This is a genomic window from Bacillus pfraonensis, assembly GCF_050768835.1.
In the GTDB taxonomy this organism is placed as follows: domain Bacteria; phylum Bacillota; class Bacilli; order Bacillales; family Bacillaceae_G; genus Bacillus_A; species Bacillus_A pfraonensis.
Window position 1 is genome coordinate 183,724 of sequence record NZ_JAHCDO010000005.1, and the last position, 18,475, is coordinate 202,198.

An 18,475-nucleotide genomic window follows, 5' to 3' on the forward strand; every position below is an offset into this window, starting at 1 on the left:
TATTTTCTTCTTTAATTCCATACTTATTACCTATTTTATTATAGATAGTTCATTTAACTTTCATTAACAATAATTTTACTAATTCTCCATTTGCATCAAGAGGATCAATAATGTGTAAAATTTCACCTTTTCTCATCGTACTTTTATGATGCTATCCTCCAGCAGCTCCTGCTCTATTTATATTCCCGTGAAACATATGTTCAACGGTGCCATTGTTATTATAAATAGAATGAGGATGAGATTTAAAACGGATTAAAGAATAAGAAAGTATCTTTAGCTTGTCTAAAATCAGGCGTATCAAATTTAGGTCGCAAATCACTTCCGTCAGCAAAAGCAAATCGGTCTTTCAATGGTAATTGGCTCGAGTTTGTCCGTAACGAATAGCATGATTATAAATTTAAAAATAAATGTTATAATCACCAAAAATAAAAGGCGTGAGCTATCTGGCTCACGCTTAAGAAGGATTGTAATTTAAATGTTGTTGTAAAAGTTAATTTTTTTAGTTGTTATCTTTATACATTTTTTGTGCTTGTCCCCAAACCTCAATTAAATTTCTAAGTTCAGTTGTTTCGATTTTACATACATTAGGATCATGGATAGAATATAAATCTACAAGTATAGTTTCATCCTTTTTTACTTGAATTGCACATAATGTACCTTGAAATTCATTATATTCTTTTAGGTTATTTAATACTTCATCGATTTGTTGTAACCACCATTTAATTGGAATCCCTTGGATATCGTTTTCTAAAAATGTTGCTACAATTTCTAGTTCTTTTGGTAATTCTATTTTTAAAGAATCTAAGCCTTGATTTTTTGTTACTTTATATATGTATTTCACTTTTTGTTACCTCATAATCTTTAATACATTGGATAAACAGTTATAATCTTACCATTTCTTATAAGACTACTGAATGATGTTTGATAGAATCATCTCAAGCTTTTAGTAGAGTAGAATTTAAATTTCTCTGAAAAGAATTGACTTACTTTTTGTTTGTAACTATAATGATTACAAGTAAATTAAATAGTATGAAAGAAATTAAATAAAAGAAATATTCCAGGTGCATTCTCATTTAGAGAGAGAGCGTGTTTTTTTATTATTGTTGTAACTTATTTAGTTACAACAGTGTAGCTATAAAATGCTGACAAAAAGTGAAAGCTTATGTTAAGTGTATTTTTTTATGACTCAAAGTAGCGGAAAGGAGACAATCAACTTGAAACGATTAAAGTTCTATATTATTAGTGGCATTGCGCTTCTATTATTAGTAATTGTTAATATTGTCGAAAAGCCAACAGCAAAGGTAGAAGAAGTAAAGGATACAGTGGTAACAAAACTAAATACAGAAGAAAAAATGGCGGAAATCGACGGACAAACGATCTATTTTAAACAGATTAGTGAAGGAAAACCGCCGCTGCTTATGCTTCATGGCTTTGGAGGTTCTTCTGATGGATTCCGTGATATTTATCCGGAACTCGCGAAAGATCATACGATTATTGCGGTTGATATTTTAGGATTCGGACGTTCTTCGAAGCCGATGGATTTTCAGTATTCATTCCCGGTGCAAGCAAATTTATATTATAAGTTAATGAAAAAACTAGGCTATGATCAGTTTGCGGTGCTCGGTCATTCGATGGGGGGAGAGATTTCTCTTAATTTAACGTATTTATATCCTGAGGCGATTACGCATCTTATTTTAGCGGACTCGACAGGAATCGAATCTTTCCGGCAAAAAGGAGATACTCAAAAGCCAAAATTATCAGCTGATATAAATACGGTATCTACTATTACGGATTATGATAAAAATGAAGTGAAAAATAGAAGAGATGATAAAGAACATTATCGTGAACTAACGAAAATGAGAGAGCGCCGCATTGTGATGGATGCAGATGCGATTCAAGTGCCCACATTAATTATTTGGGGGAGAAATGATAAAAGCGTGCCATGGAAAAATGGTGAGACCTATCACCAATTATTCAAAAATAGTACATTCCATATAATCGAAAAAGGATACCATGCGCCGTTTCGTCAAGAGCCGGAAGAGTTTATGGGATATGTCCAAGCTTTTTTCGAAAAACATGCGAATCATTAACCAGTGTTTCAGTATGAAAAAGGGAAGGTAATAGATTCTTGTTTATGTCGTTATTTGCTGAATGGTCGATATCCTTTGTCGAATCGCTGATATATTTCAATTTGCGCCGATATATGGTGAGAAACGGTCGATATATTTGAAAAATCGCCGATAAAATTTCTCTACACCCTGAAAAAGGTTCTACTGAAGCAAGCAGAGCCTTTTTTGTATGTGTAATTGTCAGAAAAATATTTCTCAATATTTTTTATGTCGTAATTTTTAAAATATATTGAAAATTAAATAACCAAACAATATTATTTAAATATCGACAAAAAACGATAATTCGCAGGACATAGGGAGGGAATGGATTGAAAAAGAATAAGAAGTTAAAACCTTTATCAGTATTAGCAACAGCGGCAGTGCTAAGTAGTACGTTTGCATTTGGAAGTCAGGCAGCGGCTGAAACGCCATCATCATCGTTGCCGATTGATGAGCATTTAATACCGGAGGAACGTTTGGCGAAAGCGTTGAAAGAGCGCGGAGTCATTGATAAATCAGCATCACAAGCTGAGACATCAAAAGCTGTAGAAAAGTATGTTGAGAAAAAGAAAGGGGAAAACCCTGGAAAAGAGATTGTTACAGGAGATAGTTTGACGCAAGAAGCTTCTGATTTTATGAAAAAAGTAAAAGATGCAAAGATGCAAGAAAAGGAACAAGCAGATAAGCCAGCAGTAGGACCAGTAGCTGGTCAAGATGCAGGAATGAATCCTAGGAAGTTAAACGGGAAAGTTCCGACTACACCAGCAAAACAAGAAGAATATAATGGGGCAGTTCGCACAGATAAAGTGCTTGTTTTACTTGTAGAATTTAGCGATTTCAAACATAACAATATTGATCAAGAACCAGGATATATGTATTCGAAAGACTTTAATCGTGAGCACTATCAAAAAATGTTATTTGGTGATGAGCCGTTTACGTTATTTGACGGATCAAAAATTAACACATTTAAGCAATATTATGAAGAGCAATCAGGTGGTAGCTACACAGTTGATGGAACTGTAACGGAATGGTTAACTGTTCCAGGAAAAGCTTCCGATTACGGTTCAGATGCTGGAACTGGTCATGATAATAAAGGGCCTTTAGGACCACGTGATTTTGTGAAGGAAGCATTAAAAGCAGCGGTAGCAAAAGGGATTAACTTAGCGGACTTTGACCAATTTGATCAGTACGATCAAGATGGTGATGGAAATAAAAATGAGCCAGACGGCATTATTGATCATTTAATGGTTGTGCATGCGGGTGTTGGACAAGAAGCTGGCGGCGGTAAATTGAAAGATGATGCGATTTGGTCTCATCGTTCAAAACTTGGATCAAAACCATATGCGATTGATGGAACAAAATCTTCTGTTTCAAATTGGGGCGGAAAGATGGCGGCATACGACTATACAATCGAACCTGAAGATGGAGCGGTTGGTGTGTTTGCTCATGAGTACGGTCATGATTTAGGTTTACCAGATGAGTACGATACAAAGTATACAGGGAACGGTGAGCCAGTTGAATCTTGGTCTCTTATGAGTGGCGGTAGCTGGTCTGGGAAAATTGCCGGAACAGAGCCAACAAGTTTCTCACCACAAAATAAAGAGTTTTTCCAAAAAAATATGGGTGGCAACTGGGCGAATATTTTAGAAGTAGATTATGATAAACTTCGTAAAGGTATTGGGGCTGCAACATATATCGACCAAAGTGTTACGAAGTCAAAACGACCAGGGATTGTTCGCGTGAACTTACCTGACAAAAATATTAAAAATATCGAAGCAGCATTCGGTAAGCAGTTTTATTACAGTACAAAAGGGAATGACATGCATACATCACTTGAAACACCAGTATTCGATTTAACAAATGCGACAAATGCGAAGTTTGATTACAAGGCATTTTATGAGCTTGAAGCGAAGTATGATTTCCTTGAAGTGAATGCAATTACGGAAGATGGAACAAAAGTGCGTATTGATAGAATTGGTGAAAAAGATGTAAAAGGCGGTATGGATACAACTGAAGGGAAATGGGTTGATAAGTCATACGATTTAAGCCAATTCAAAGGAAAGAAAGTAAAACTACAGTTTGAATATGTAACAGATATTGCAGTGTCTTACAAAGGGTTTGCTCTAGATAATGCAGCATTAACTGTAGATGGTAAAGTTGCGTTTTCAGATGATGCAGAAGGACAATCAACAATGATGTTAAAAGGATTTACTGTATCTAACGGATTTGAACAGAAAAAACATAATTACTATTTAGAGTGGAGAAATTATGCTGGTTCTGACACGGCATTAAAACATGCGCGTGGTCCAGTATTTAACACAGGAATGGTTGTATGGTATGCGGATCAAAGCTTTACAGATAACTGGGTAGGCGTGCATCCAGGTGAAGGATTCTTAGGAGTAGTAGATTCTCATCCAGAGGCAATTGTAGGAACGTTAAACGGACAACCAACTGTGAAGAGCAGTACACGTTATCAAATTGCAGATGCGGCATTCTCATTTGACCAAACGCCGGCATGGAAAGTAGATTCACCAACTCGCGGAATTTTTGATTATAAAGGATTGCCAGGGGTTGCGAAATTTGATGATTCTAAGCAATACATCAACAGCATTATTCCAGATGCAGGACGTAAGTTACCAAAACTAGGATTAAAGTTTGAAGTAGTAGGTCAAGCGGAAGACAACTCTGCAGGTGCAGTTTGGATTCATCGTTAAAATGAAGCTAGGAGCAGTACTCTTAATGGGTACTGCTCTTAGAGTTTGAAAAAGAATGTATGGAAAAGAGTCATAATCTTGTCCTTCCTCTCATACAGTGAAACTAACAAGGCTTGTCTTAGGAAAGGAAGGAAATCAAGTGGAAACTTTACCATGGTGGATTTATCTTGTTATTATCGGGATTGTCGTAAGTGGCTACATGGTTTTATATACTTCTAAAAAAGAGCAAGAGATGGATAATGAGTTTATTGAAAAAGAAGGCGAAGTATATATGAAGCGTTTAGAAGAAGAGCGCGAGAGACGTAATCAAGAAAGTGATAAGGATTCTGTGTTGCTTTAATTGAAAAATATATATCAATAGCAGCTGCCCCTAAATTAGGGGCAGTTTTTTATATCGGCGGAAAGTACGAATATATCAGCGATTTTTCAAATATATCGACCGTTTCTCATCCTATATCGTCGATTCGACATAGGATATCGACCATTCGACGCCGCGCGACAAGAAAGGGAGCTAAAAATTTCTCCTACTCGCTTTTCTTTTTACTTAAATTGTGTACTATAAGAGGTAGAATGACGTAAAGAAGGGGATTTTTAGAATGGAATTTCATGAACAAAAGATTTTGCCAGCTGTTCGGCAGATTAAAGATTTAGAAAAGTTATTACATAGCTCGTATGAGTATATTGTTATTTTAGATATTCATATCGGTCAATTGAAGAGTGTTGTGGCACTGGCGAAGCAGCATGGTAAAAAAGTATTTTTACATGTTGATTTAATTCACGGATTGCAAAGTGATGGACATGCGACAGAGTTTTTATGCCAAGAATATAAGCCGTATGGATTATTGTCGACAAAGGCAAGTGTCATTATGAAGGCGAAGCAAAAGGGCGTTGTCGCGATTCAGCGTATCTTTTTAATTGATTCGAGTGCGATGGAGAAAAGTTGCAATCTGTTAGAAAAAACGAAACCGGATTATATTGAGGTACTTCCGGGCGCTTTAACAGGTGTGATTGCTGAAGTGAAAGAACGAACCGGTGTGCCGATTTTAGCAGGCGGATTTATCCGTACGGTGGATGATGTAGAAAGAGCGTTAGAGGCTGGTGCGACAGCGATTACAACGTCGAAAAAAGAACTATGGAAACATTTCCAAAAATAGTGTCGAAAATGTGAAAAAATTTTATTGACACCGCTTTCATTTGAGGTTAACATTATAGACAAGTTAATAAACGTGACGGAGAAAAGAAGAGATCCACATTTCATTGTTTCTATATTGTTATATAGAAACGTGTTAGCTGTGGGTCTTTTTCTTTCGAAAAAAACGAATGGCCATTCATTTTCTCTCTATCACATTGGAATCATTTAAATTGATTGTGGAGGGATTTTATGTCAGCATTTTTAGGGGAGTTAATAGGGACAGCGTTGTTAATCGTTCTTGGTGGTGGCGTTTGTGCTGGTGTAAGTTTAAAGAAGTCGTTTGCTAAGGATTCTGGTTGGATTGTTATTACGATGGGATGGGGCTTGGCAGTTGCCATCGCAGCATATGCAGTAGGATCAATTAGTGGAGCACATTTAAACCCAGCATTAACAATTGGACTCGCATTTAAGGGAGCGTTCCCATGGAATGATGTACCAGGTTACATTGTAGCGCAAATGATTGGGGCAATCATCGGTGCAATTATCGTATATTTACATTACTTACCGCATTGGAAAGAAACAGAAGATCCATCTGCAAAGTTAGGCGTTTTTGCAACAGGACCAGCAATTCCGAACACATTTGCAAACCTTTTAAGTGAAATGATTGGAACATTCGTTTTAGTATTTGGTATATTAGCAATTGGTGCAAATAAATTTGCGGATGGTTTAAATCCATTCGTTGTTGGTTTCTTAATTGTAAGTATCGGTTTATCATTAGGTGGAACAACAGGGTATGCAATCAACCCAGCTCGTGACTTAGGTCCGCGTATTGCACACTTCTTCCTTCCGATTGCAGGAAAGGGCGGATCAAACTGGAAGTATGCATGGATTCCGGTAGTAGGACCGATTTTAGGTGGATCACTTGCAGGTTTATTCCATCAAGTTGTATTTGAAGGAAAACAAAATGCAGCACTTATTTATGTGATAATTGCAACTGTGATTGTACTAGCAATCTCTTATATGACAAGCAAAAAGAGCGGAAGCAATACAAATAGTAGAAAAGTAGCATAAGGGGGAACTAATTATGAAAAAATATATTCTTTCATTAGACCAAGGAACAACAAGCTCACGTGCAATCCTTTTTAATAAAGAAGGTAAAATTGTTCATTCAGCTCAAAAAGAATTTACACAACATTTTCCAAAGCCAGGCTGGGTAGAACATAATGCGCAAGAAATTTGGGGATCTATCTTAGCAGTTATTGCAACTTGCTTAAGTGAAGCAGATGTAAAACCAGAGCAAATCGCTGGTATCGGGATTACAAACCAACGTGAAACAGCGGTTGTATGGGATAAAGAAACTGGTAAACCAGTTTATAACGCAATCGTATGGCAATCACGCCAAACAGCTGAAATTTGTGATGAGTTAAAAGAAAAAGGCTATAGCGATATGGTTCGCGAAAAAACAGGTCTTTTAATTGATGCATACTTCTCAGGTACGAAAGTAAAATGGATTCTAGATAACGTTGAAGGTGCAAGAGAAAAAGCGGAACGCGGCGAATTATTATTCGGAACAATTGATACATGGCTTGTATGGAAATTGTCTGGTGGGAAAGCGCACGTAACAGACTATTCAAACGCATCACGTACATTAATGTTTAATATTCATGACCTAGAGTGGGATGATGAGCTTTTAGACATGTTAACAGTACCGAAAAGCATGCTTCCAGAAGTACGTCAATCTTCTGAAGTATACGGTCATACAATTGATTATCATTTCTTCGGTCAAAATGTACCGATTGCAGGTATCGCTGGTGACCAACAAGCAGCGTTATTTGGACAAGCTTGCTTCGGTGAAGGTATGGCGAAAAACACGTACGGAACTGGTTGCTTCATGTTAATGAACACAGGTGAAAAAGCAGTTGCGTCTGAGCATGGTCTATTAACAACAATTGCATGGGGTTTAAATGGTAAAGTTGAATATGCATTAGAAGGAAGTATTTTCGTAGCAGGTTCAGCAATCCAGTGGTTACGTGACGGCATGCGCATGTTTAAAGATGCAAGTGAAAGTGAAGAATACGCAAATCGCGTAGAATCAACAGACGGCGTATATGTTGTTCCAGCATTCGTAGGGCTTGGAACACCGTACTGGGATAGTGAAGTACGCGGAGCGGTATTTGGCGTAACGCGCGGTACAACGAAAGAACACTTTATCCGTGCAACGCTAGAGTCATTAGCATACCAAACGAAAGATGTATTATGCGCAATGGAAGCAGATTCTGGTATTAAACTGAAAACATTACGCGTGGACGGCGGAGCTGTTAAGAATAACTTCTTAATGCAGTTCCAAAGTGATATGTTAGATGTGCCAGTAGAGCGCCCAGAAGTAAATGAAACAACGGCTTTAGGGGCAGCATATTTAGCAGGTCTTGCAGTTGGATATTGGGAAAACCAAGAAGAAATTAAATCGCAGTGGAATATGGATAGAAGCTTTGCACCAGCAATGGAAGCAGAAACAAGTGAAGAGCTATATGCTGGCTGGAAAAAAGCAATTGAAGCAACAAAAGCTTTTAAATAATCATAAACAGTGTTATAATGATGATAAGTTAATAATTCGGTAGGAGATATGGAGAGACCACAACGCGCTATAGAAGCGATTTCTATAGCGGAGTTTGTGGTCTCTTTTTTCGTATAAATAGGGAGGAATTACCATGAAATTTTCAAGTAAACAACGTAAAGACGTATTAAACGGAGTAAATAAACAAGAATTAGATGTGATCGTAATTGGTGGAGGTATTACTGGTTCTGGTATTGCATTAGACGGAGCAACACGCGGTTTATCAACGATTGTGTTTGAAATGCAAGACTTTGCAGCAGGTACATCAAGTCGTTCAACGAAACTTGTACACGGTGGTTTACGTTATTTAAAACAACTTGAAGTGAAAATGGTAGCAGAAGTTGGGAAAGAGCGTGCGATCGTATATGAGAACGGTCCCCATGTAACAACACCAGAGTGGATGTTACTTCCGTTCCATAAGGGCGGCACATTCGGTTCATTTAGTACATCAATTGGTCTTCGTGTATACGACTTCTTAGCAGGTGTAAAACGAAGCGAGCGTAGAAAAATGTTTAGCCGCGAAGAAACAATGAAGAAAGAACCGCTTGTAAAACAAGAAGGTCTAAAGGGCGGCGGTTACTACGTAGAATATCGTACAGATGATGCACGTTTAACAATTGAAGTAATGAAAGAAGCAATTGAGCACGGTGCAAAAGCAGTTAACTATGCAAAAGTAGACGGTTTCTTATATAAAGATGGAAAAGTATGTGGTGTACGCGTTATCGACTTATTAGACGGAGAAGTATATGAAGTGTACGGTAAGAAAATTGTAAATGCAGCTGGTCCTTGGGTAGATACACTTCGTGAAAAAGATAATTCGAAAAAAGGAAAAGTATTGCAATTATCAAAAGGTGTTCACTTAGTTATCGACCAAAAACGTTTCCCGCTTGGTCAAGCGATCTATTTTGATACACCAGACAAACGTATGGTCTTCGCGATTCCGCGCGGCGGGAAAACATATGTAGGTACAACAGATACGTTCTATGATAAAGACGCAGCAGTACCACAAATGACAACAGAAGATCGCACATACATCATCAATGCGATCAACTATATGTTCCCAAGCGTAAAAATTACTGAAAAAGATATTGAATCAAGCTGGGCTGGTGTTCGTCCATTAATTTATGAAGAAGGTAAGAGTGCATCTGAAATTTCTCGTAAAGATGAAATTTGGACTTCTGAATCTGGCTTAATTACAATTGCGGGCGGTAAATTAACAGGATATCGCAAAATGGCAGAGATGGTAGTAGATTATGTAACGTCTCTATTACAAAAAGAAGATCACAGTTCTTATCCGAAGAGCGAAACGAAACATATGCCAATCTCTGGTGGTCATGTAGGTGGTTCTAAACAATTACCAACATTCATTGCGAAAAAAGCTGGGGAAGGAACAAAGTACGGTTTAACAACGCAGCAAGCAGAAGAGTTTGCGAAATTCTATGGTTCTAACGTTGATATTCTCTTTAACTTAGCAAAAGAGCTAAAAGCAGATGCAAAAGAGTATAACATGCCGTTAGACGTACTTGTACCGCTTGTATACGCGATGGATTATGAAATGACAGTGAAGCCTGTTGACTTCTTCGTACGCCGCAGAGGGGCTGTATTCTTCAACATTCACTGGGTATACGATTGGAAAGAAAACGTAATTGCGTATATGGCAGCAAAATTAGGCTGGAGCAAAGAAGAACAAATGAAATATACAGCTGAACTAGAGAAAGCATTAAGAGACGCTGTAGTGCCTGTAGATCAGCAAGAGCAAGCGGCAGCATTAGCATAAGAAATGAGGAATAAAAGAGTGCGTGCCTAAGGGGAGAAAACGCCCTTCAGGCACTTTTTATAAAGTGAAACACATTTTTTATGTTTTTTTTTATGGTTTTTTTGTTATAATAACATACGGGTTAAGGGAAGACTTTTATCTTCCCTTGTGTTTTTATCTGCATCTAGCTTTTTGCTAGATGCTTTTTTTATAATATTTCATTTCTAAAAGAAATAAATCGTAAAACAAAAAAAGTCTACATAGAGATCTAATTTCCTCAAGATGTATGAAATGAGAGGGGACACGGATATGTGGAAGGAATGGATAAGAACGATTTCAAAAGAGTATGTGTTTCATGCGCCTGCTGATGTAAATAAGCTTGAAGAAATGAAGGCCATATTCAATCTAAAGCTTCTGGATGAATTACAGAGTTTGCTAGAAGAAACAGATGGTGTAACCGATCGATATGGATGTCATCTCGTTTGGTCGACAAGCCGAATGGTAAAGGAAAATGTAAATCTTAGAAGTTACGAGGAATTTAAAGACTTATATATGCCTTTTGATGGCTTATTATTCATTGCAGATGCAGGGAATGGTGATTTATTTGGGTATTCCATTTTAAACGGCTCTATACAAAAGGCCGATATTTATGTATGGAATCATGAAAATGATAGTCGTACTTGGGTTGCTCCTTCTTTAAAGAAATTCATTGAATGGTGGAGTAATGGAACAATTCGCATTTAGTAATACCCAACTAAAAAAGGGTAATAAAATAAGCTGTCAGGAAAGACCTGACAGCTTATTTCATAAGAATTATTTTTTCTCTTTTTCATCAGCTTTTGGAGTTTCAAAGATATCTTTTAAATCTTTATCGTTAACTTTCACGTCAGCTTTTTTCAATTCTTTCTCTTGAAGTTTAGCCATGAATTCGCCATCTTGCATCTTTTTCGCAACAAGTTCTTTTTTGATGTCAGCTTTTGCTTGATCAAATGTTTTTTCTTGTTCTTTAATATCAGTTACTTTAATGATGTGATAACCGAATTGTGATTTTACTGGCTCACTTACTTCGTCTTTTTTCATTTTATATGCAGCTTCTTCAAATTCTTTTACCATTTTACCAGGTCCGAAGAAACCTAAGTCGCCGCCTTTTTCTTTTGATCCTGTATCTTCTGAGTATTGTTTTGCAAGTTCTTCAAAAGATTTACCTTGTCCAAGTTCTTCTTTTACTTTTTTCGCAGTTGCTTCATCTTTTACAAGGATGTGGCTTGCCTTAATTTCAGGTTTATAATTTTCTTTTAGTTCTTTGTCAGTGATACTGCCTTCAATCGCTTTTGTCATTGCTAATTCAGCGCGAACGCTTTCTTTAAATGATTTATCCGTAAATCCTTGTTGTTTTAGAGCGGCATCAAATTGATCACCAAGTTGCTTCTTATACTCGTCGTATTTCTTGTCAACTTCTTTATCATCGATTTTATAGTTTGTAACAAGTACTTTTTCTAATACCATACCATTTAAAATTTGTTTACCAGCTCTGTCTTTCATCTTTTCATAAAATTCGTCTTTTGAAATGTCACCAGCTTTAGAGGTAACGATTTTATCAGCTGATCCACATGCTGATAAGGCAATCAAACTTGTTGCTGCTAAGGCAAGCATAGCTTTCTTCATTCAATAAACACTCCTACTATTATGTATTTTTAATTCATCCCGCACAAATAAACATTTTTGTTCATAAGAGCCCGATTAAGTCTCACTGGTTTGCTTTTTTATAAGGTAAAAAGCCTTGCTTAACAGGGCTTACCGAGGCTGAGGATGAAATCTAGCTGAAGGTAATTTTATTCTATAGTATAAGCAATATGTACAAAATTTAATATATCATATTTCGACGTCTTTTCCTATTGATAAAGAAAAATTGCCCATTTGTTTATGATGATTGTCAGATTAAGGAGAGAGTACCATATTGGGCGATTGTGCATATAAAGGAAAGAGGAGGGATGGGGGAATGAATTCATCACTTATTATTTTATTGCTTGTACTGTTTATTTTATTGGTTATAGTAGGTATAATTTGCTTATAGAGGAAAAAAGTGAGGAAGGGACTTCCCTTCCTCACTTTCCATGAAATATAATTTCTATATAACTAGAAATTAATAGAATCGTAATACATACATTAATCACTCGAAAAGCGCTCGTTTGGCGTCTCTCGGATAGTTGTTTTCGCACGCAGAGTGTATGCGTCAGGAAATTCGTGTAGAATAGAACAATAAGTGCAAATGTGACAAAAACAATTTCTATAAGAGTCACGAGGAGATACCTCCTTTTGGCCAAAATACATATACTTTTATATATTGTATCATACGATATTTTGTTCGTGTTATAAAATTCAGAAATAGAAGACATTGTGTTAGAAAGTGAGGGAGAAAATGGACGTTGTAAAGAGACTAGAACAAGCTGAATATTATGTAGAACTTCTTTTTCAAATGATCGACGAAGATAAGTGTCCATTTTATTCTTTAATTATAAAGAAAAAAGCTCGTAAAAAGGATATTGAACGTATACTGAATCTTTGTGAACAATTGAACGAACAATACATAGCAGAGAAACAAGAAGGCTTACTTTTATTTGATACTCTTTTGGAGCAGTTTGAAAAAGCGCTTCCACATCAGCTCGAAGTAAACGAGACTGCAGAAGCGCTCCATAGACAAGGCTTATTTCAGCCAATTATGCAAGAATTTTTACGCATGACAGCAAAAAAATAATCGATTTTATTTTTTAACTAATTTTTGATCGTGTTCCGTAAAATTTTCCTCAATATCTTCTAGTGATTTCTCAAAAATATCGATAAAATCCTGTCCATAAATGTTTCTTAAAATCGCGATTAATTCGATATTTTCTGGGAACTTACCGTAGAAGTTTCGAAGAGCAAGAGCGCCATTAAAGACCGAATTATTTTCAGGGTCATACTCCTCCATTAATTGCAGCAGCAATTCTTCCCCTTTTGGTGTAATTTCAATATACGTATTTCGCTTATCATCTTCTTTCTTTGAGAATACAAGATAGCCGCGCTCTTCAAGTTTTTTAGAAAAGTTAAATGCCGTCGATACGTGCATCACGCCAAACTTTGCAATCTCAGAAATAGAAGCCCCTTTCAAATGATAAGCAATGGTTAAAATATGGTGCTCATTAATGTTTAAATCGTATGGTTTAATCCACTGTTGCCAATCTTTTTCTACACATTTCCATAATGCTTTTGATAATTGAGCAATGCGTTGGCTAAAAATCATTGCTTCTTTGACCGAATAATCTTTTTCTCCACTTTTCATGTACTCACCCACTTTAACATTCTTTTTCATTAGTATCTATTATGCCAGTAAAATAAAAATTAATAAAGTCTTTTTGTGAGAATTGTGAAAATTTTTCGGAAAAATTATAATTTTGTACAAATCATGCATAGTTGTGGAAGCGTTTTAGGTGTCGTAACTATAAGTGTCATCTTCACATCGTAATGGATAACATATATTGTAAATGCATAAAAACACGACATATCTATGTGATATGTCGTGTTAGGACAAATATTTATAAAAAATATTTGTTATATGCAAAAACTAAGAATGGAACATCGTTTACGCTTTTTCTGGAACTGCTTGTTGCAATTTTTCAATTGATTTTTGAATGTCTAAAATCTCTTGTTCAATATGAAGTTTGTTTTGAGAAATATCTTGTTTCCATGTGGAAAGCGTATCTTGCATATCATCTTTTAATTCTTGAAACACTTCTTTACCTTCTGAAGCTGTTTCAACAATTTGGCGTTTTAATAATTTCGTATCAGCTGCAATATCTGATAACGTTTTTTTCACATCATTTCCTTTTTCTTTTAGCTTACTGCGCATATCTTTACCAGAAGAAGGAGTTGAAAAAAGAACGGCTAGTCCAGCGACAGCGCCACCGCAAATTAAACCTGTTACAAAAGATTTAGCTTTTGACATAAAAGGAAACCTCCTTATTTTTTGTTCATATTCATGATGTATAAAACGATGCATATGCTTAAGACAAGGGGGGATAAAAGTGAAACTCGTGACAACGATTTGCTTTATCGTAAGTCTTTTCTTTCTTGTACGTGCTATGCATTTACTGTTATTTGTAAAACAAAAAAGATCGTATCCTCCAGCATTTTGGGTGAAGAAACAAGCCATGCAGTATATGTCTTTTGGAGGAATAGGCTTGTTATGTACAATTTTATTTTATATGCTACTATAGTCTATTTTACACTATTTGCAATGGTACTTGCGATGTTTTGTAAATTTTCCGTCGTATATTCATTTTGGTGTGATTTCCAAACAGCGCCAAAACCATCGTTTTCACCGTAGCGTGGGATTAAATGGAGGTGGAAGTGGAATACAGTTTGTCCAGCTTTTTCACCGTTGTTATTTAGAAGGTTAAAGCCAACTGGGTTAAATTCAGATTTAATCGCATTTGAGATTTTCGGAACGACAGAAAAAATGTGTGATGCAATTTCTGGCGTTAAAGCAAAAATGTCTTGCTTATGTACCTTTGGAATAACAAGTGTATGTCCTTTTGTCACTTGACTAATATCTAGAAATGCAAGTACATGCTCATCTTCATATACTTTTGAGCAAGGAATTTGTCCTTCAATAATTTTACAAAAAATACAATTATCCGCTGTATGATTCATTGTCCTCATCCTTTCAAGTAGGTCTTAGCCGTATTTTACCATACTTACATAGGAGAACAAACACGAAAAACAGGAAGCTGACTCAGCTTCCTGTTTTCTGAAGAGGGATTGAAAAAGCATTTCATTTAATCTACCGTTCACAGACACCTCATTTATTTAGGAAATATGTGACAATTCGGCTTGTATTCTGCCGTAGACACCCCATTTACAATGAAATGATAATCCTTTATAAAATGAACTTGTTTATTTTATAAAACAGTATATACTCTCCTCGAGACACCCCGTTTCTAAAATAAAACAAATTATCTGGTTTCGTGTAAATTTTCTTTGTCCATTATGGACACCCCATTTCATGATGATTTCGCTAGGCTATATTCATCAACTTGGTGGCTGCTTTTTCAATGTGTTCCTTCTTCACTCATTATGATGTCCCGTTTCAGAAATGGTATGCAAAGAAATTAATTTTTTTGAAGAAATTTAGGTACTATGTAGTATCTTTTGTTTTTTGGTAAGATAAATATATACATTCGATTGAAGGATACGCTTTTCTAAGCGGATGAATATAAAGAAGAAAGTGGTGTCATATGGGACAGTTATTACATGTGGAAAATGTCACAGGAGGATATACGAAGCGGCCGGTGCTGCAAGACGTTTCATTTTCTGTGAAAAAAGGTGAACTTGTTGGCTTAATCGGTTTAAATGGAGCAGGTAAAAGTACGACCATCAAACATATTATCGGGTTAATGGAACCGAAAAAAGGAAGCGTTACAATTAACGGAAAAACAATTCGAGAAGATATGACTGCATATCGATCTAGTTTTTCATTCATTCCAGAAACACCTGTATTATATGATGAGTTAACGTTAGAAGAACATTTGAAGTTAACAGCGATGGCATATGGTGTTGATGAACAACAATATGAAGAACGTGTTCAGCAACTATTAAAAGAATTTCGAATGACGAATCGTTTAAAATGGTTCCCGGCTCATTTTTCAAAAGGGATGAAGCAAAAAGTAATGATTATGAGTGCGTTTCTTGTTGAACCATCGCTTTATATTGTCGATGAACCTTTCGTTGGACTTGATCCGTTAGCGATTCAATCACTCCTTCAAATGATGGACAAGATGAAAAAGAGTGGTGCTGGCATTTTAATGAGTACCCATATTTTAGCGACAGCAGAACGTTACTGTGATTCCTTTATTATTTTACATCAAGGTGAAATCCGTGCGAAAGGAACACTATCTGAGTTGCAGTCACAATTTAACATGCCAGGTGCAACGCTAGACGATATTTATATTGCGTTAACAAAGGAAGAAGATTATGAATAGCAAAGCGTTATGGAAAGAACGGTTCAAGTATTTCTTAAAAGAAGTTCGTACATATAGTAAGTATGTTTTTAACGATCATTTAAAATTTATTTTTGTATTTATCATTGGAGCAGGTGCGTATTATTATCAGCAATGGCTGCAAACACTGACTCCAGCATTTCCGACCGCGCTTGTTATGGCGGTGCTACTCGGGCTTGTATTAACGGCAGGATCGATTCAAACGTTATTAAAAGAAGCAGATCTTGTGTATTTGCTTCCAGTTGAAGAAAAATTAAAGCCGTATTTTACAAAGGCGTTTCTCTTTACATTTATGATTCAGCTGTATGTAATCGCAATCGTATCAGCTGCACTTGCTCCGCTATATTTCCAGCAGATGAAGCAAACAGGCGGTGCTTACATATGGATTGTGGTCGCACTTGTGTTAGTTAAAGCATGGAATTTATTTGTAGCATGGGAAAAATCGTTTTTAACAGATCAAGGCATGCAGCGCGCGGATTGGTTCATTCGCTTTTTATGTAATGGATTATTTGTGTACTTTCTTGTCGAGCGTACTTCAGTGATTTACACCGGAGTCATCCTCTTTGTAATGGTTATCTATCTTGCCTTCATGTATCAAAAGGTAAAAGGAAAACCGCTAAACTGGGAATATTTAATTGCAGAAGAAGGCAAGAAAATGATGTTTTTATACCGCATTGCCAACATGTTTGTTGATGTACCAGCATTAAAGGAGCGAGTATCACGCCGAAAATGGCTTGATTTTGTGCTTTCAATAATTGGTGAAAAACGTACATATTTATATTTGTATACACGTACATTTTTAAGATCTGGGAATTACTTTGGTCTATATATTCGCTTGCTTGCGATTGGCGGTGTGATTCTTTACTTTATACCGTTTTTATATGGACGTTTTATTGTAAGTATCGTATTTCTATACTTAATTGGTTATCAACTATTAAGCCTTTGGAAACACCATCGTTTAAAGCTTTGGCTTGATTTATATCCGGTGACCCATGAAGAAAAGAAAAAGGATTTTCTGAAATTGCTCAGTGCAATTTTATGTGTTGGCAGTATTGTATTTACAATCATATTTGCTTTCGCAACAAAAGATATCATCATGACTTGTGTTGTACTTGCCATTAGCATAGCTTTTAGTATCGGTTTTGTTTATCAATATGGCGTAAAACGTATCGAACGTTTAAATTGAAAGGAATGAACTTATGACTGAATATGAAGAGAAGGTCATAAAAGAATTGCAGCAGTGGAAACATACAATCATGAAAGATTCTTCTATGATGACTCGTTTTTCAAAAAAGGTACAAACGAAAGTACAACAGTTAATCCCAGAAAAAGTGCAAAACGTGCTAACGGAAACAATAAAAAAGATGGTACAAGGGATTAGTGCTGGATCTCATTTTATAAAACCGAAGTTAAAAGAAACAGACTGGTCCTTGCAAAGAAGAGATGAAGAAGTGTTAAAGAAAATGGATGAGTACAAAAAGATTGCCGCAGCAGAAGGCGCTGGAACAGGAGCGGGCGGCTTTCTTTTAGGGCTTGCCGATTTTCCGCTTTTACTCAGCATTAAAATTAAATTTTTATTTGATGCCGCGACTCTATATGGATTTGATACGAGCAAAGAAGAAGAGCGTCTTTTTATCCTGCATGTATTTCAACTTGCTTTCTCAAGTGATGACCATCGCAAGGAAATATGGAAAGCAATTGAAACGTGGGACACAGAGAAAGAAAATCATATGGACTGGGAGAAATTTCAGAAAGAGTACCGCGATTATATCGATTTAGCGAAGATGCTACAGCTTGTGCCGGTCATTGGTGCGCCGGTTGGGGCGTATGCGAATTATCAATTGTTGCAACGCCTTGGCGAAGTGACGATGAATTGTTATCGTTTGCGGTTGCTTCAGGAGAAGAGAATATCGATTTGATGTATGGTTTTGAAATAAAGTTGTATGCTTTCCCCTTTGGTTATGCTTACCAAAGGGGATTTTTATGTGTAAAAGAAGAATATCTGAAGTGGGAACGTGGATGAGGCTTTCGTTTAAAAGAGTATTATCTCAATCATTCAAACTGAACAAATGATTTCTATCTATAAAAATTTATTAGAAATTTATTTTTGTATCGT

19 protein-coding genes are annotated in these 18,475 nt (G+C 36.3%); 13 read left to right on the forward strand and 6 right to left on the reverse strand.

Going from position 1 to position 18,475, the window contains the following annotated elements:
- Nucleotides 1-499 precede the first annotated feature (499 nt).
- Entirely contained in the window at nucleotides 500-841 is a 342-nt protein-coding gene (locus tag KFD70_RS07195; protein WP_336450852.1) for a hypothetical protein, read from the reverse strand.
- A gap of 373 nt (nucleotides 842-1,214) precedes the next feature.
- Between KFD70_RS07195 and KFD70_RS07200 the strand changes: the two genes are divergently transcribed.
- The 8 genes from KFD70_RS07200 to KFD70_RS07235 all read left to right on the forward strand — a co-directional run bounded on the left by KFD70_RS07200 (nucleotide 1,215) and on the right by KFD70_RS07235 (nucleotide 11,068).
- Nucleotides 1,215-2,090 carry an alpha/beta fold hydrolase gene (locus KFD70_RS07200; RefSeq protein WP_336450853.1) on the forward strand — a complete coding sequence of 292 codons (876 nt, stop codon included), beginning with the start codon at nucleotides 1,215-1,217 and terminating at the stop codon, nucleotides 2,088-2,090.
- A gap of 347 nt (nucleotides 2,091-2,437) precedes the next feature.
- Nucleotides 2,438-4,822: an immune inhibitor A domain-containing protein gene (locus KFD70_RS07205; protein WP_431613068.1), complete on the forward strand. Its 2,385-nt coding sequence runs from the start codon at nucleotides 2,438-2,440 to the stop codon at nucleotides 4,820-4,822.
- A gap of 139 nt (nucleotides 4,823-4,961) precedes the next feature.
- On the forward strand, nucleotides 4,962-5,162 hold the full coding sequence (locus KFD70_RS07210; RefSeq protein WP_016113651.1) for a sporulation YhaL family protein: 201 nt from the start codon (nucleotides 4,962-4,964) through the stop codon (nucleotides 5,160-5,162).
- A 256-nt stretch (nucleotides 5,163-5,418) separates the two neighbouring features.
- Nucleotides 5,419-5,976, forward strand: coding sequence for a glycerol-3-phosphate responsive antiterminator (locus KFD70_RS07215; protein WP_336450855.1), 558 nt, complete (start codon nucleotides 5,419-5,421; stop codon nucleotides 5,974-5,976).
- A gap of 227 nt (nucleotides 5,977-6,203) precedes the next feature.
- Entirely contained in the window at nucleotides 6,204-7,025 is an 822-nt protein-coding gene (gene glpF, locus KFD70_RS07220) for a glycerol uptake facilitator protein GlpF (RefSeq protein ID WP_336450856.1), read from the forward strand.
- 13 nt (nucleotides 7,026-7,038) lie between these two features.
- On the forward strand, nucleotides 7,039-8,529 hold the full coding sequence (gene glpK / locus KFD70_RS07225) for a glycerol kinase GlpK (RefSeq protein WP_336450857.1): 1,491 nt from the start codon (nucleotides 7,039-7,041) through the stop codon (nucleotides 8,527-8,529).
- Between the two features lie 133 nt (nucleotides 8,530-8,662).
- Complete coding sequence (glpD, locus tag KFD70_RS07230) at nucleotides 8,663-10,345, forward strand: aerobic glycerol-3-phosphate dehydrogenase (protein WP_431613069.1); 1,683 nt, start codon at nucleotides 8,663-8,665, stop codon at nucleotides 10,343-10,345.
- Between the two features lie 288 nt (nucleotides 10,346-10,633).
- The gene (locus KFD70_RS07235) at nucleotides 10,634-11,068 is read left to right on the forward strand and encodes an SMI1/KNR4 family protein (RefSeq protein WP_336450859.1); all 435 of its coding nucleotides are present in this window, start codon (nucleotides 10,634-10,636) and stop codon (nucleotides 11,066-11,068) included.
- A gap of 69 nt (nucleotides 11,069-11,137) precedes the next feature.
- On the opposite strand, the gene prsA is transcribed toward KFD70_RS07235, so the two are convergent.
- Together prsA and KFD70_RS07245 are read right to left on the reverse strand one after the other, a co-directional pair.
- Nucleotides 11,138-11,989: a peptidylprolyl isomerase PrsA gene (gene prsA, locus KFD70_RS07240; protein WP_336450860.1), complete on the reverse strand. Its 852-nt coding sequence runs from the start codon at nucleotides 11,987-11,989 to the stop codon at nucleotides 11,138-11,140.
- Between the two features lie 440 nt (nucleotides 11,990-12,429).
- Nucleotides 12,430-12,624, reverse strand: a complete 195-nt coding sequence (locus KFD70_RS07245) for a hypothetical protein (RefSeq protein WP_098338972.1) — start codon at nucleotides 12,622-12,624, stop codon at nucleotides 12,430-12,432.
- 119 nt (nucleotides 12,625-12,743) lie between these two features.
- Here KFD70_RS07245 and KFD70_RS07250 point away from each other — a divergent pair, with 119 nt between their 5' ends.
- Nucleotides 12,744-13,079 (forward strand): DUF1878 family protein, encoded by a 336-nt coding sequence (locus KFD70_RS07250; protein ID WP_336450861.1) that lies wholly within the window; start codon nucleotides 12,744-12,746, stop codon nucleotides 13,077-13,079.
- 6 nt (nucleotides 13,080-13,085) lie between these two features.
- Here the strand turns inward: KFD70_RS07250 and KFD70_RS07255 are convergent, their stop codons facing one another.
- Nucleotides 13,086-13,643, reverse strand: a complete 558-nt coding sequence (locus KFD70_RS07255; protein ID WP_336450862.1) for an HTH-type transcriptional regulator Hpr — start codon at nucleotides 13,641-13,643, stop codon at nucleotides 13,086-13,088.
- A 300-nt stretch (nucleotides 13,644-13,943) separates the two neighbouring features.
- Nucleotides 13,944-14,306, reverse strand: a complete 363-nt coding sequence (locus tag KFD70_RS07260) for a YtxH domain-containing protein (RefSeq protein WP_336450863.1) — start codon at nucleotides 14,304-14,306, stop codon at nucleotides 13,944-13,946.
- 79 nt (nucleotides 14,307-14,385) lie between these two features.
- On the opposite strand from KFD70_RS07260, the gene yhzF reads away from it, so the two are divergent.
- Nucleotides 14,386-14,577 carry a membrane protein YhzF gene (gene yhzF, locus KFD70_RS07265; RefSeq protein ID WP_336450864.1) on the forward strand — a complete coding sequence of 64 codons (192 nt, stop codon included), beginning with the start codon at nucleotides 14,386-14,388 and terminating at the stop codon, nucleotides 14,575-14,577.
- A 1-nt stretch (nucleotide 14,578) separates the two neighbouring features.
- Here the strand turns inward: yhzF and KFD70_RS07270 are convergent, their stop codons facing one another.
- On the reverse strand, nucleotides 14,579-15,013 hold the full coding sequence (locus KFD70_RS07270; protein ID WP_003195737.1) for an HIT family protein: 435 nt from the start codon (nucleotides 15,011-15,013) through the stop codon (nucleotides 14,579-14,581).
- 584 nt (nucleotides 15,014-15,597) lie between these two features.
- Here KFD70_RS07270 and KFD70_RS07275 point away from each other — a divergent pair.
- Genes KFD70_RS07275 through KFD70_RS07285 form a run of 3 tightly spaced genes read left to right on the forward strand, consistent with a single transcriptional unit; the run spans nucleotide 15,598 to nucleotide 18,278 of the window.
- Nucleotides 15,598-16,341 (forward strand): ABC transporter ATP-binding protein, encoded by a 744-nt coding sequence (locus KFD70_RS07275; RefSeq protein WP_336450865.1) that lies wholly within the window; start codon nucleotides 15,598-15,600, stop codon nucleotides 16,339-16,341.
- Nucleotides 16,334-17,545 (forward strand): ABC transporter permease, encoded by a 1,212-nt coding sequence (locus KFD70_RS07280; RefSeq protein ID WP_431613070.1) that lies wholly within the window; start codon nucleotides 16,334-16,336, stop codon nucleotides 17,543-17,545. The genes KFD70_RS07275 and KFD70_RS07280 overlap by 8 nt, the downstream gene beginning before the upstream one ends.
- A gap of 13 nt (nucleotides 17,546-17,558) precedes the next feature.
- Complete coding sequence (locus KFD70_RS07285; protein WP_336450867.1) at nucleotides 17,559-18,278, forward strand: EcsC family protein; 720 nt, start codon at nucleotides 17,559-17,561, stop codon at nucleotides 18,276-18,278.
- The last annotated feature ends 197 nt before the right edge of the window (nucleotides 18,279-18,475 follow it).